This is a genomic window from Paenibacillus sp. LHD-117 (assembly GCF_030929555.1).
Lineage (GTDB): Bacteria > Bacillota > Bacilli > Paenibacillales > Paenibacillaceae > Pristimantibacillus.
This window is the reverse complement of record NZ_JAVFVT010000043.1, coordinates 25380-39860: the sequence shown is the minus strand read 5'-3', so window position 1 is coordinate 39860 and position 14481 is coordinate 25380. Positions and strand designations below refer to the sequence as shown.

At 49.3% G+C, this 14481-nt stretch carries 11 protein-coding genes; all 11 read right to left on the bottom strand.

What is annotated here, in order from left to right:
- Positions 1 to 35: 35 nt before the first annotated feature.
- Entirely contained in the window at positions 36 to 815 is a 780-nt protein-coding gene (locus tag RB620_RS25935; protein WP_308099472.1) for a hypothetical protein, read from the bottom strand.
- Entirely contained in the window at positions 803 to 1345 is a 543-nt protein-coding gene (locus RB620_RS25930) for a hypothetical protein (RefSeq protein WP_308099471.1), read from the bottom strand. Before RB620_RS25930 ends, RB620_RS25935 begins: the two co-directional genes overlap by 13 nt.
- Before the next feature lie 225 nt (positions 1346 to 1570).
- Positions 1571 to 2446: a sugar phosphate isomerase/epimerase family protein gene (locus RB620_RS25925; RefSeq protein ID WP_308099470.1), complete on the bottom strand. Its 876-nt coding sequence runs from the start codon at positions 2444 to 2446 to the stop codon at positions 1571 to 1573.
- Positions 2447 to 2482: 36 nt separating this feature from the next.
- Entirely contained in the window at positions 2483 to 3895 is a 1413-nt protein-coding gene (locus RB620_RS25920) for an alpha-L-fucosidase (RefSeq protein ID WP_308099469.1), read from the bottom strand.
- A 265-nt stretch (positions 3896 to 4160) separates the two neighbouring features.
- Entirely contained in the window at positions 4161 to 5807 is a 1647-nt protein-coding gene (locus RB620_RS25915; RefSeq protein ID WP_374121461.1) for an ABC transporter substrate-binding protein, read from the bottom strand.
- Positions 5808 to 5993: 186 nt separating this feature from the next.
- Positions 5994 to 6893 carry a carbohydrate ABC transporter permease gene (locus RB620_RS25910; RefSeq protein WP_308099467.1) on the bottom strand — a complete coding sequence of 300 codons (900 nt, stop codon included), beginning with the start codon at positions 6891 to 6893 and terminating at the stop codon, positions 5994 to 5996.
- A gap of 19 nt (positions 6894 to 6912) precedes the next feature.
- Positions 6913 to 7842 (bottom strand): ABC transporter permease, encoded by a 930-nt coding sequence (locus RB620_RS25905; protein WP_308099515.1) that lies wholly within the window; start codon positions 7840 to 7842, stop codon positions 6913 to 6915.
- 274 nt (positions 7843 to 8116) lie between these two features.
- A complete protein-coding gene (locus RB620_RS25900; RefSeq protein WP_308099466.1) occupies positions 8117 to 10348 on the bottom strand; it encodes a helix-turn-helix domain-containing protein in 2232 nt (743 codons plus the stop codon).
- 806 nt (positions 10349 to 11154) lie between these two features.
- Positions 11155 to 12207: an oxidoreductase gene (locus RB620_RS25895; RefSeq protein ID WP_308099465.1), complete on the bottom strand. Its 1053-nt coding sequence runs from the start codon at positions 12205 to 12207 to the stop codon at positions 11155 to 11157.
- Positions 12208 to 12261: 54 nt separating this feature from the next.
- Positions 12262 to 13026 (bottom strand): sugar phosphate isomerase/epimerase family protein, encoded by a 765-nt coding sequence (locus RB620_RS25890; RefSeq protein ID WP_308099463.1) that lies wholly within the window; start codon positions 13024 to 13026, stop codon positions 12262 to 12264.
- Between the two features lie 7 nt (positions 13027 to 13033).
- Complete coding sequence (locus RB620_RS25885) at positions 13034 to 14089, bottom strand: Gfo/Idh/MocA family protein (protein ID WP_308099462.1); 1056 nt, start codon at positions 14087 to 14089, stop codon at positions 13034 to 13036.
- Positions 14090 to 14481 lie beyond the last annotated feature (392 nt).

Genomic DNA, 14481 nt, shown 5'->3' with positions numbered 1-14481 from the left:
GTCAGGGAATGGGTGTTCGTAAAATTCAAACTCCCTCATGCAGTTACTAGCTGTTCCTTGCATACCCCTACCTTGTCCAAATACAAACAGTTATCGTGCAAAGAAATATCGCCCGGATGGAATCGATCTCTTGTTAAGCTTGCCTCAAATTCAAGATCGTGATATGTACATGCTTCATCTGGAGAAATACCAGGCTGAAAGGAGATCAGTTCAACTATGTAGTTTATTTGATGTGAGTGAGTAGAAAGGACCTGTTCATATCCCGTGCGAGGATTTCTGTATCGTGTGTGCGGGGACGCCCCAGGCGTTAGTACTTCGATCATGCTTTTAAACGCCGTGTTACAAGCGATCCATGATTGATGTAGTTCTGATAATGGCAGAGGGTCTGCGCCCACGAATCCCGGTATTCGGGATCTGGCATTTATCCTGCGATGAATGATCCGGGAATCGGATACAGTCAGAAGAACAAAATCGACTTCAAATCCATGAGAAATGAAATGCTGAATATCGTGCTCCACTCCCCCGAGCGTCGCTCCTTGAATAACGACGACAAGATCACCATTGGGCACCTGCTGCTCGAGTACCAATTTATAGTCAGATGCAAGCAAATGAACAAGGCCTTCAGTCGTCTTCCATAATAGATCGGTTGGATTGCCGACTGAAGGCTTTTTTAGCTTTGGTGCAAAAAAATATTCATTTAGAATATCTTTGTCGATAGAAACGAGCTGAGAATTTGCATATTTTCGTTTAATGAGTTTCAAGTAAGTGGATTTCCCAACCGCAGGAGGCCCAAACAATACGATCAGTCTTGCCAATTCATGTCCCTCCTGATTAACTCCTTGACTTCATCGAAAGTGGTTCCTAATTTGCCGAATAATCTCTTATTCAGCACTTTAGGGGGGATGGATTCGAAGTCGATGTTCAATACCATATGGCCTACGCTGTAGGCTAACATCTCCTTAAGATGCACTCGATCTTCTCCCTCGTAATCCCGTTCGATTCGATCGATCTCTTCATCCATATACGCCAATATCCCGTCTATTCCCCAATCGCTGTAATCATCAGTGGCGGCAACAAACGCCGGTTGCGTCGTTATTTCTTTTATAGCTGAAACATATTGTCTATGTGCGATTATTCCATTGTTGTTCTGATAATTGCCCTTCCTCACGGTGCGGGTGAAATGCATAGTCACCGGATTCACTTTTATAACCCGTTGTACGTTCCCGCTATCATCAGAGGAGAGGATCATGACATCGCCATTATCATTCTCAAACAGCTTAGGAACCCCCACCTCGGACCAACCATTGTCGACGAGCTCTTGGACCGTTTTTAATTTGGCGCACATGTTAACCCCTCCTACAAAAATTAATATTGAATTATCTCAATCAAGTTATTAGTATCATTTTCCAACTTGACAATATCATAACATGCCTATTTTAGTAGTGCAATTAATAGACCGCCACCAGCGTTGAATTATGGTTGTGTTGATCCTTTCCTTCCACAAAAAGAAATAGACCGCCCCGGTCAGGGTTAACGGTCTATTCCTTTATCCTTCCAACCATATTCGCTATTACCCAGCCTCATCCCACAAACGCCGTACATTTTCCATACCGATTAAAGAGGCCGACTTGCATTCTTCCATGCCTTCGAACTCTACCGTAATATTTCCGTCATAGCCGGATTGCTTGATAAGTTTAATGATTTTGCGTATTGGCAAATCACCGTGACCTACGATGGCCCCCCGCAAGTAATTTCCGTTCGCGGTCGTAAACCATTCGCCGCCTCCGGGATGCTCGTCATAGGGACGGAAATAAAAATCCTTGAAATGGATAAGCGATGCATAGGGAAGATTTTTCATCACGCCGATGACCGGGTCCTCATCCACGCACAAAAAGTTGCCTATATCTAGAGTCGTCTTGAAGTTAGGACGGTCTACCGCATGCAGAACCCGCTGAACGCGATCGCTCGCTTGCACGCTGAACCCATGATTCTCGATTGTCGTTGTAATCCCGTACTGCGCGGCATAATCGGCAATGATTCGGCTGCCTTGTACGATGAGCGGCAAGCTGTCCTCAAACCACTTAATCGTCATTTGTTCGGGTTGTATCGTAAATGCCGTGACATCATGGCGCATATGCTTCACGCCGAGTCGATTCACCAAGTCAACATGCTGCTTGACGCGAGACATCTCGGCCTCGAAGTCTTGCTCCGTATGCTGCACAAAATTAGCCGGCATCGAATAATTCGATAAGGTTATGCCGGCTTCCCGCGCTTTCTCTCTGACTTCGTCGGCTAACTGCGGATTGTCTACCAGGGTGTAACCATACGGAACCATTTCCATATGCTCGCCGCCATGCTCCGCAATCCACTGAATGACGTCCAAAATGGTCATCTCTTTCGCGTTTAGAGCCTTCAGCAGACTATAAGAGCTTAATCCTACTTTCATCCCTTCTCACCTCTACTATTAAATGAAGGAAACATGCTATCGCATGACAGTCATCCGGAACACATGCGCGATTGGCGCCGATGCCGTAATGGCAGCGAGCGGCAGTTGAACCGAGATTCCATCTGCTTCTCGCGTCCAGGTCAATTCCCCTTCCATTCCAAGAAGCTCGATCGTTTCCAGCGGACCCTGATAAGGAATGGAAATGGTCTCTGAAACTTTCGTATCTGCCGAAGGGTATAGATAGGCGCAATAGACCTTATCTCCTTTTTGCGTGAAGGCATGGCTCCCTGTATAATACGGCGCGCAAATGCGCGTGCCATAAATAGCTTCTCCGTTCACCTTCAGCCATGCGCCTAGTTCTTTCATTCGTGCGATTGCGCCTTCCGGCAGCCTGCCGTCAGGCTGCGGAGCAACGTTTAACGCCAAGTTGCCGCCCTTAGCGACGACCTCGAACAGAATCTTTACGAGTTGGCGCGTTGATTTGTATTTATCCTCATAGCGGAAAGAGAACGAAGTGCCCATTGTAATACAGCTTTCCCAAGGCACGTTCAAGGCCGTTGACGGAATCGTCTGCTCGGGGGTGACGTAGTTCTCGTAAGGCCCTCCAACGGTGCGGTCCGCCGACAGCAGCCACGGCTGCTGCTCTCTCGCTTTCTCCACGATCTCGCCAAGACGTATGTCCTGCCCGTCGCGTATCGGCTTCACCCAGCCGGCGTCCAGCCATAACACGTCGATCCGGCCATATTGCGTCATCAATTCGGTAATCTGTTCATGCGTAAACCGAACGAACTTTTCCCACAGCTCGGGATGCTGTCGCGGATCATAGGTCGGCCCCCGTCTTGTATTCGTAAGGCTGCGCTCCATATCCGGAGCCCAATAGTAAGGCGTGTGCCAATCCGCTTTGGAGAAATAAGCGGCGATCGCCAGTCCTTTGGCCCGGAAAGCATCGAATACATGGCGGCATATATCGGCGTATTTATGGGTATGAAACGGAGTTTGCTCGCCGGTAGACCGGTAATCCGTCGTTTTCGTATCCCACATGCAGAAGCCGTCGTGATGTTTCGTCGTAAAGATTAAATACTTAAACCCGCCTTCTTCGGCCAAATCTGCCCATACGTCGGGCTGAAAGCGCACCGGGTTAAACGTCTTGTTCAGGCCAAAATATTGCCGCTTGAACGTTTCCCCGTCCGTTTCCCAATCGATGCCTTCGCGCGACCAATCCGCATCTTCATCGCTGAGCGCCCAGGATTCCACGACGCCAAGCTGCGAATACGGTCCCCAATGCATCATCAAAGCCAGCTTCTGGTCTTTGAACCATTCCAGACGCTCCAGCGTGATTGGATTATCGGGGCGTACCCATTCCTTCTCGCTGCTGAAATTATGCACGCCTTCATGCAATTCTTGTTCTTCGTTCTCTTCTTGCACATGATCAAGGGTTTGATCGCTCACGTCGCAAAACCTCCTAAAAGTGCGTGTTAAAAGTGCGTGTTCAAAAAGTCCGGTTTTCAGTACCGAGAAGATTGAATGAAGCTAGAAACTGAGTAGCGGAGCGTAGCAGAGCTACGTGAGCAACGGAAGTTTCGGCTGAGTTCAATATTCGACGTCGAATCGGCATCTTGAGATTCTACGTAATGGAAAGCGGACTTTTTGAACTACCATGGATTGAGGCCGCTCCACCGACACTCTCTGTCTGTGGAGCGGCCTCTTCGTTCCCTTATTGGGCGCCTAACGCTTTCTGATAAATCTCGATATACTGACCGAGCTGCAGGCCGTCGAAGCCCTTCACATAGGCGTCCCAATCCTTGCCGATATCTTTGGAGCCCGTAATAAACTGCGCCATATTCGACTTCGTGTAATCCACGATCGTCGTTTTCAGCTGAGCTGCGATTTCCGCATCTTCTTGAGCGATAAATACGCCGTTTGGATACATTTCTTTGGAATGGAAGGACTCATATTTCTTCGATTCCGTATTGAGCCGCGTCCCATAACCGCCGTCTGCAAGCGGATCCTGAATCGCCATCCAAGAGGAACGGTATTTATACGTGCGGAGGGAAGGTCCGATCTGCTCCCAGCCATCGTTATGCGTTTGCTTACTCTCCTGTTGAATGTGAGCGTATTTGGCCTGATTGCCGTCGATGTCCATTTCCCCGTCCTTGGCCTTGCGCCAGCCCTTATCTTCAGGACCATTCTCTTGCAGCACAATCGCTTCTTCCGTGTACAAATAATCAGCCAGCCTGATCGCAGCGATCTGCTGCTCTTCCGTCGCTTTGTTCGTAATTGCAAATTGCGATTTGCTGATGCCGGCGAAGTTAAGCGACTGCTGGACGCCATTCGGCCCTTTAAGCGGAGGCAGCGTCACGTAATCTTTGTGGCGAGGCTGCTCGTTTGTCATATTATAGCCATAGCTAATGAGCGCTGTTGCTACGGCTCCCATAACGTTATCCGGTTCCCGATTCGCCAGCTGCTGGATCGCGTCCGCGTTTTGCGTAAATGCAGCCGGATCGATTAACCCTTCCTTGTACAATTTGTTCAAATATTCAAGCCCTTGCTTCCACTCGTCTTTGTTCGCCGTGAAGTCGACCTTGCCATCCTTCACGGATAAGAAGGTGCCGGCGTTCTTTTCGGTATAATCATCCACGATAAATGAATTCATCAAGAAAGCGGATACGTTCCCCGTCCACATTTCATCGGAGCCCGTTAGCGGAATCTCATCCTGCTTCCCGTTGCCATTCGGGTCTTTTTCCTTAAATGCCTTCATCACCTGGTAGAACTCTTCCGTTGTCGTTGGCAGCTGAAGCCCAAGCTTATCGAGCCAAGCCTTGTTGATCCATAACTTTAAAGCATTGTCGCAATGGTAACATTCATTGATTTGCGGCAGGGCATAGATGTTTCCGTCCGGAGCCGTAATCGACGATCTCATATAAGGAATTTCTTCAAGCGCCTTTTTAATCGTAGGAGCATACTTGTCGATCAAATCGTTCAGAGGGAGGAAAACGCCCTGCTTCCCGTACTTCATCTGTTCCTCTCTGGTCAGGGCACCGTGCAAGATCACTTCCGGATAATCACCGCTGGCCAGCATCAGCTGTTTGCGGTCTTCAAGAGCATTGTTTGGAACGAGATCCCAGGCAATCTTTATGTTGGTCTTCTCTTCCAGATGCTTCGTAAATGCGTTGGTCTCCATGTTCTCGATCGTAGGAAGCTGAGGGGCAAACATTTTTAGCGTCAGTTGCTTATTCACGATCGGATACGAACCTACAGCCGTGAATACATCCTCTTGCACTTGATTGTTCTCTTTCTGACCGCTTTCCTTATTGCCATTTTCAGGCGCCTCCGTGCCCTTGCTGCATGCAGAAAGGAACATGACAGAGCTAAGTACGATGCTCAATAAGATTGCACTTGAATTTTTCCATGTTTTTCTCATCGAAACGACTCCTCCTTGTAATAATCTTGACACTCCCTCTGGCATGTACTGGCTTTATTTCCGAATCGATATGACCGCCCCGGCCCCAAAGGCGACCCATCCCCCCTTTCACGGAATCATTCCTATTTAGCCTTTCAACGAACCGATCATGACTCCTTTAACAAAATACTTCTGGACAAACGGATAGATAATGAGCACCGGCCCGCTTGCAATGACGATCAATGAATATTTCAACAAATCCTTTAATCCCTGCTGGGCCAGCATCTGATTCGCATTCGCGATCATGGACGCATCCACCGTGTTCAAAATAAGCACGTTGCGCAGCACGATCTGTAATGGGAACAGATCTGGGGAGCGCAGGAATATAAGAGCATCAAAATACGCATTCCAATGGCCTACCGCATACATGAGCATCATAACGGCCAAGATGGGTTTGGAAAGCGGCAATACGATGCTGAATATAAACCGAATGTCGCTGCAGCCATCCAAATCGGCCGCTTCGGACAGCTCCTCGGGAATGGTCGACTGGAAGAAGGTTCTCGCTATGATGACTTGAAATACCGCCAAAGCTCCCGGCAAAATCATCGCCCACCGGGTATCCAGCAGATTTAGATCCTTTACGACCAAATAAAACGGGATAAGCCCTCCCTCGAACATCATTGTAATGACTAACAGCACCATGAAGAAATTCCGTCCGTAGAACGTCCTTCTTGCTAGCGGATAAGCAAGCATGACCGTCAGGATCACGTTAATTAACGTGCCGGCAACCGTGTAGAACAGAGAATTCAGAAACCCGGTACCGATCTGCGGGTTGCTGAATACGGCCTTATAGCCGTCGAGCGTAAAATGGACCGGAAACAGCCATACTTTGCCCGAGACTACGGCTTGCGGCGAACTGAATGAAGAACTTAAGATGTAGAGAAGCGGCAGCAGCACGACTAACAGGACCAAGGTCAGAAACGCATATACCAAAACCATGAATACGCGGTCTCCGGCCGATTCTCGAATGGATACGGTTTTAGCCATATGATCTCCTTTCCGAAAGCTACCACAAACTATTGTTGGACAGCTTCCTCGCGATAAAGTTTACACCGACAAGCAAAACGAGATTAATAACCGAATTAAACACGCCGATAGCTGACGAGAAACTAAAGCTCGAGCCAAGAAGTCCGACTTTGTACACGTAAGTGGAAATGACCTCGGAAGTCGCAAGATTGAGCGGATTCTGCATCAGATATATTTTCTCGAAACCAAGTTTCATTAGGTTGCCAAGATTAAGAATAAGCAAAATGACTGATACCGGAATCAGAGTCGGGATGTCGACATTGATTATTTTCTGGATTCTCGATGCTCCGTCGACCTTTGCCGCTTCGTACAGCTCAGGGTTGACGCCCGCTAGCGCCGCAATATAGATGATGGCCCCGTATCCAGTGTGCTGCCATACATCCGACCAGACATAAATGGATTTGAACAACGACGGTATACCCATAAAGTTTGTATTTTCCACGCCGAGCATCTGAAACAGCTTGCTGACTATACCAACATTCGGAGTCAAGTTAACGATTATGATGGATACCATAATAACCGTCGAGATAAAGTAAGGCGCATAAGAGACCAGCTGCACGCTTTTCTTGAACAGGCCATTGCGCACTTCATTGAGGGCAAGCGCCAGGATAATTGGTGCAGGGAACCCGACGAGCAAGCCGTATAGGCTAATGCCGAGCGTGTTTTTCATATACAGCCAGAAGTTCGGGGATTCAAAAAACTGATTAAAGTACTTCATTCCGACCCACGAGCTTCCCCAAATGCCTTTGATGACGTTGTAGTCTTTGAAGGCGATCATGATGCCGGCCATGGGGATGTATTTGAAAATAATGAGATAGGCAATCGGCAAAAGGATGACGATATACAATTGCCAGTGGCGCGCCAGCTTACGTATGGGTGCATACCTTCTCGTCGTCGGAATAAGAGGCATCGATACGGGGTGCAATTCGTTATCAAGTTTTGACATGGACTAGCCTCCTTTTCAACAGCCTGGTTTGTTTGCCCTTTCATGTGATCATCATATAAGCTCCCGGCTCCCTGCCACAAGAAACAATAAATTTTCGCTTAACCTTTTTCGCGATCGCCGCTGCACAAGAAACGGCAGCACCTGATAAAACCCGGTGCTGCCGCCTATTCGTCAACCATTTTTCTTCTCTATGATTAACATTTTTCTAGAACTTAACCCTTTTCTACACCATGCTCCGCTAACTGTTTAGCTGCCTTTGCGTCTCTGTACGGTATTCGCCCGGCGAAGACCCGACGACTTTCTTAAAAACCCTCGTAAACGATATCGCGCTCGTATAGCCGACCTCCTCCGCGATGTCCTGAATCGGCCGCCGCGTTTCTGCGAGAAGTCTTTTCGCCTCACTCAAGCGGATATCGATTAAGAAATCGATGAACTTATGTCCAGTTGTTTCTTTGAACAGCTTGCTCACATATTTCGCATTAATGTTGAATTTCTCGCTTAAATATTCAAGCGACATGTTCGGATTAACGTATTCCGCCTCTATGAAGCGGCGCATTTCCATAATGTTACCCGCATGCTGACCACTGTAACGTAAGTCTGCAAGCGTATTCCCAAGCTCTGTCATTTCACCGATTATGGCTTCGCGCATTTCATCAAGAGAATTGCACTTATCCAGTTTATCCGTCAAATTCTTTAAGACTCCCGTTTCCCACATGACCTGATGCTCCTTGCCCATCCCCGACAATTCGCGTCCCAAACTGTAGATCAAATAATTAATAATGTTCATGATCTCATCCTTGGTCAACAAGCCTTGCTTCAGCTGGTTAAACATATCATCCAATAGCGCTCTCCAATTATCATCCGATTTGCGGAACGCATGTGCAGCAGATCGAATGATCCCAAGATAAGAGTATACTTCGACTTGGCTTTGACTCATCCTGTCTTCGCGCGTAATGAGGCGATTTTCACCAAGCACCATCTTATAATCAAGCGCTTTCGACGCTTGATTATAAGATTTTGCGATTTCGAATAAATTTACGGCCCGATCCCCGATCCCAACGCTAATTGTAAATTTCATATTCTGCTCTGTCCAACCGCGGATACTGTCGCATAGCCGAATTAGCCAATTGCCGTCAACCTCGTCTCCATTCTCGAACAGAAGGACGCTGAGACGGGATGAGGCTGTCCATTCAGCCCAGCATTCGTATCCGAACTTTGAAGATTGTTCATAAGTAATGCTGCGCAAGGCGAACTTAAACAAATTTTGATCGCTGCGCGAATAACGGCTGCAAAATTCCCCATACTTGTCCATTTCCAGAACGATCATGGAATGACAATCCGCAGGCGCGGGAAGCTGCAACCGTTCGGCTTCGCGCCGCCAATCTTCCAGTGTCAGTGCTGTTCCTTCTTCGATCAGCTGATGGAACAGGTTGCGGGTACGCAAATGCAGATCGTCTTTGTATTGCTGCTGATGCTGCTTGGCCTGCTCCGTCAAATTATCGAGGGCCGATTCGATAAATGCGAATTCATCCATTCGCCCGGAACGCGCCCCCCCTCCGGCAATTGGCAGCATATACCCGCTAAAACGTGAAACAATCTGTTCAACCGGCCTAGCGTTGCGCCTCGTTATAAAAATCATCCATAAGAGACCTGCCCCAATCATGATCAGTCCGATCACAAACCACGCATTGTACAGCAATGACACCGTATGTATGAACGCGCCTTGTGCAAATCCGCTTACATAGGACCAATTCGTATACCCCGATTTATAATTCGCATAGATGCGCATCGATTCCAAAGGCTCTTGCAGAGAAAGCAGTCCGTTGCCAGCCCGGTCATGAATCTGAATGAAGCTCACTTCCGAGTCGTACAGCTCGTTAACAAATCGCTGCAAGGAATCGGCCGCCACATTCACGACGATCATGCCTTTTTCGTTCGTCATGAACGGGGCGCCTCTCACCAGACTGACTACCTTCTTGTCCTTCAAGCCGGCAAACTGTCGAAACATCCGTACATCCGACCACTTTTGCGAGATCGACGCGCGGTTCTGCTCGATAAAGGATTTGTCCGGATACGTTGCGATATGGCCATTCGTCGCATTGCTTAACACAACCTGGTCATCATAGCGTACAAGATAGATGGAATCGATCATCGGATAATAAGCGATCATCTCTTTCATTTTCATAACGGCACTAATGTTGATGTACGGATCGCCGTCCTCCTTGCTATTGAAGAAATCGTTAAGCGGCTTGCTGTTGATGGATTCTTTCATGACCATATTATCGATAGCCCGTAAAGATGTGTCGATTAAACGAATCGCTTGCGTAGACAACATGTTGTTGGCATTGATCGCTTCTTTGCGCCCCTGATCACTGATCAGTTGAAAAAAAACGAAAAAAGTAAAGGTGACTACGATAATAAATATCGGCATATAGGACAGAAGCAGTCGATTAAACCACGATTTGCTCATCATTAGCCCCCATTTTTTTCCGGAATGAACGGCTCCATCCGCTTTCTGGTTGGTAACCTCCTGTTTATAAAATTTTAATATCAATATTCAAACAATACAATAAGCCAAATTGAGGAGTCCTGTTTTTGTTTGCGGTTGATTCGGTCGAAAGCGCCAACGTAGGGCCTACGTATACGAAATTTCGTACACATTCGGCTGGGGAGCGCCAAAGTGGGGGCCACGTATACGAAATTTCGTACACATTCGGCGCGGAGCATCAAAGTGGGGGCTACGAATACGAAATTTCGTGCACATTCGGCCGCGGAGCGCCAAAGTGGGGGCTACGTATACGAAATTTCGTACACATTCGGCCAGGGAGCGCCAAAGTGGGGGCCACGTATACGAAATTTCGTATACATTCGGCCGGGGAGCGCAAAAGTGGGGGCCACGTATACGAAATTTCGTACACATTCGGCCGAGGAGAGCCAACGTGGGGCCACGGATACGAAATTTCGTATACATTCGGCCGAGGAGCGCCAAAGTTGGGGCTACGAACACGAAATTTCGTACACATTCGGCACGGAGCATCAAAGTGGGAGCTATGTACACGAAATTTCGTATACATTCGGCCGCAGAACGCCAAAGAGGGGGCCACGTATACGAAATTTCGTACACATTCGGCCGAGGAGAGCCGATGTGGGGGCCACGTATACGAAATTTCGTACACATTCGGCCGCGGAACGCCAACGAAGAACACCCCCTATAATGGACATTGGAGTAACACCTTGGTGTTATTCCGATGAACGCTATAGGGGGTGCTTTGGGGGTTACACTTTGATTGTGCGCTGCTCGGCATGGCTCAGATAAGCCAGTTCGATCAGCCGAATGGTTTGAAGCGCCTCTTCCGGCTTGACGGCTAGCTCTTCTAGTCCCACTATGTGCCTGTAAACATTCTCGTAGTAGGAAGTGTAGGATCCCGGCAACGTCTCTACCAATCCTTCGACATGCAGATTGCCCGCGGACGTGTTGATGGTGCCCCACCATTCGCGAGATTCTTTTCCCCAATGGGCCGACTCTCCGGGGCTTCCGCCTGCAATAAGCGCGGCCTCTTGCGGGTCCGTTCCGTATTTGACGAACGACCCTTTACTGCCATACAGCGTATATCTCGGGCTTCGTTCGCGGACGAAACGAGACGACTTCATGACGACCTTCAAGTTGCCCGGGTAGCCAAGTGCTACATCGAAATAGTCGTCCGTGATTCCGCCTTCCCTGGTCACGCGAATATCGCCGGATATCGTCTCCGGAACTCCGAATAATTGCAGCGCTTGATCGATAAAGTGGCTGCCCAAATCGTAAAACACGCCTGTCGCCGGGCCGCTTTGATCCCGCCAATTGTCGGACTTCATGATCGGATTAAAACCGTCCCAACGAAATTCGCATTCGGCCAACTCGCCTAACAGCCCCTGCTCGACAATGCTCTTCACGGTCAGGAAGTCGCCGTCCCAACGTCTATTGTGGAATACGCTCAGCATCTTGCCCTGGCTTTTGGCCAGTTCGATCAACTGTTCCGCTTCCTCGCTTGTCGCGGTGAACGGCTTCTCGACGACAACATGTTTGCCCGCCAATAGTGCATCCCGCGTGAATTCAACGTGGTTCGTGCTCGGCGTCGTCACGACGACGAGATCGATCGTCGGGTCGGCGTACAGCTCCTCCACGCTCCCGACGACGTCTACCCACGAATAGCGGACCTTCGATAGCTCGCTTTTCCGCTCGACCACTTTTGCGAGCCTTAGACCAGGCACTGCGGTGATGACGGGAGCATGAAACGTTTTTCCGGCAAACCCGTATCCGATAAGCCCTACTCGTAATTCTTTGGACAAGTTAATCTACCTCCTATAGCTGTCCAAACATCCATTTCATCGTCCGTCGACAGCTTAAAGCAAGCCCATCTCTTTCAAGTTCAAATAGCTGACGGTGGCGGTCTCGATCCCGGTAAGGTTACGGAGCTGGTCCTGCTCGACCGTCATCCATTCCACACCGATTTCCGTGGCGGCTTCAATCGATTCCTTGATGTTCACCACGCCCGTTCCGACCGCGGTCCACTTGCCGACCTCGTCGGTGCCGTAAACGTCCTTCAGATGGATGGCCGGCACGCGGCCCGCCATCTTGCGAAGAATATGCGCCGGATCGGCGCCGCCAAGCGTAATCCAAGCGACGTCCATGCGGAAGTAGAGATGCTGGGGATCCGTGTGCTCCGCCAAAATATCCAGCGAGTACACGCCGTTAAACACGTTTTGGAACTCGTGAGCGTGGTTGTGGTAACAGAATCGGAGGCCCTCTGCCTTCATTCTTGCGCCTGCGGCATTATACAATTCGGCGTCGCGAAGCAGCTGCTCCCGATTATCCACGACGTCCCACCAGAAAGTGATATCCTTCGTTTGCAGCGCGAGCGCTTCCCGGATCACTTGATCGAGCAGCTTCTCGTCGCGCAGCTGTTCCTTATTTATGCTGTGCGTCGCGACTTGAAGTCCCATTTCATGGAACCTCGCCATGTTCGCTTTCACATCGCCTTTTAGGAGCTCGCCTCCGCCTTCGATCCCCTTATAACCAATCTCGGCAACGCGCTGCATCGTTCCCCAAAAATCCTGCTTCGATTCCTCGTTCACGATTCCGATTAATGCAAGCTTAGGTCTCGTCATGGTTTGGTTACGCTCCTTCTTTGGCAAATTGGCCGTTCTCTAACATCGTAATAAACGGACTGTCCGTAAAACCTTCGAGCGGCAGCTCCACGCGCGCGTTGCGGCGCACCGATTCATAGAACGCGAAAATAATTTCCGAAGCGCGGAGCGCCTTGGCGGAAGAAACCTCGGGCTCTTCGCCTGTCCCCAAGCAGTCGATCGCATGGCGGACATAACCCTCCATCTGCTCGGACATCGAACACAATTCCATCTCCGGCTTCCAGGATGGATCTTCGTAACGAATGCCTCTGACGATTTGGCCGTCCCACATGACTTCGATAAAACCTTCGGTGCCGTGCACGCGCACGCCTGCCCAGGTTTTTGTCATATCCGAAGGCGGTTCCCAAGTATCGATGGAGCCCGAGTAGACGTTGGCAAGAACGCCATTCTCGAATGCGATCAGCCCGGACGCTCCGCATTCGGAAGGTACATTGAACCAGTTATACGTTTCGGTCGTGTCGACGGCGCCGAGCACCGATTTCGCCGGCGTTTCATCCATGAAGCTCATGGCCTGGTCAAACGTATGGATGCCGCAGTCCAGCAGGTTCGGCGGGGAATACAGGTCCATCCGCACCACTTGACCGATTTTTCCTTCCTTGATCAGACGGCGCACCGTTTGATTCCCTTTTGCAAAACGGCGCTGAAGCGAGAAGGTCAGCTGGCAGCCCGTCTCCTTCGCGATCCGGTCCATCTCCTGGCATTCTCCCCAGGTCGCCGACATCGGTTTCTCGCATAGAACGGCCTTCGCGCCGGCTTCCGCGCAATCCCGGAAAACAGGCAAGTGTAACCCCGTCCATAAACAAATCAGAACGACGTCGGGTTTCTCCTTCGCCAGCATTTCCTTGTGGTCCGTGTAGGTCCGCGCTCCAAAACCAAACTCGGTATTAAGTCTCTCGGCCGACTCGGCCGAAATATCGGACAGCGCGACAACCTCGCATCTGCTGTCTGCTTGCACGCCGACGGCATGCTCGTGCGCACGTTTGCCACAGCCGATGAAAGCTACTCTATAGGAAGGTGTGTTCATTTTGGAATCCTCTCCTTAAATGGTATTTATCAATCCGTAAGGACCTTGCAGAACATCCTGGGCCGTCTTTTCGTCTTCGAAATAAACCGCTTTCAACAATTATTCTTGTTAGGCAGCCCTCCTTTGTATACATAACCATCATCCATGTTTTTTCATCGAAACGTTTCGATTACTACAGAGATACACAGCTTCATCTCTGCTATTAATTAAGATTTTGGAGGGGGTTAGCCAAAACAACTCGTTAGAAAACCCTTTCATACATAGATGCAACATCGAAACGTTTCTATAATTTGAAGAATACACCATGCTCCCTATGAAATCAATCTTTTATTTTTATCCACTCTTATTCATCTAACGAACGAAAAAAAACATCAGTGGAGTTCACCCTAACG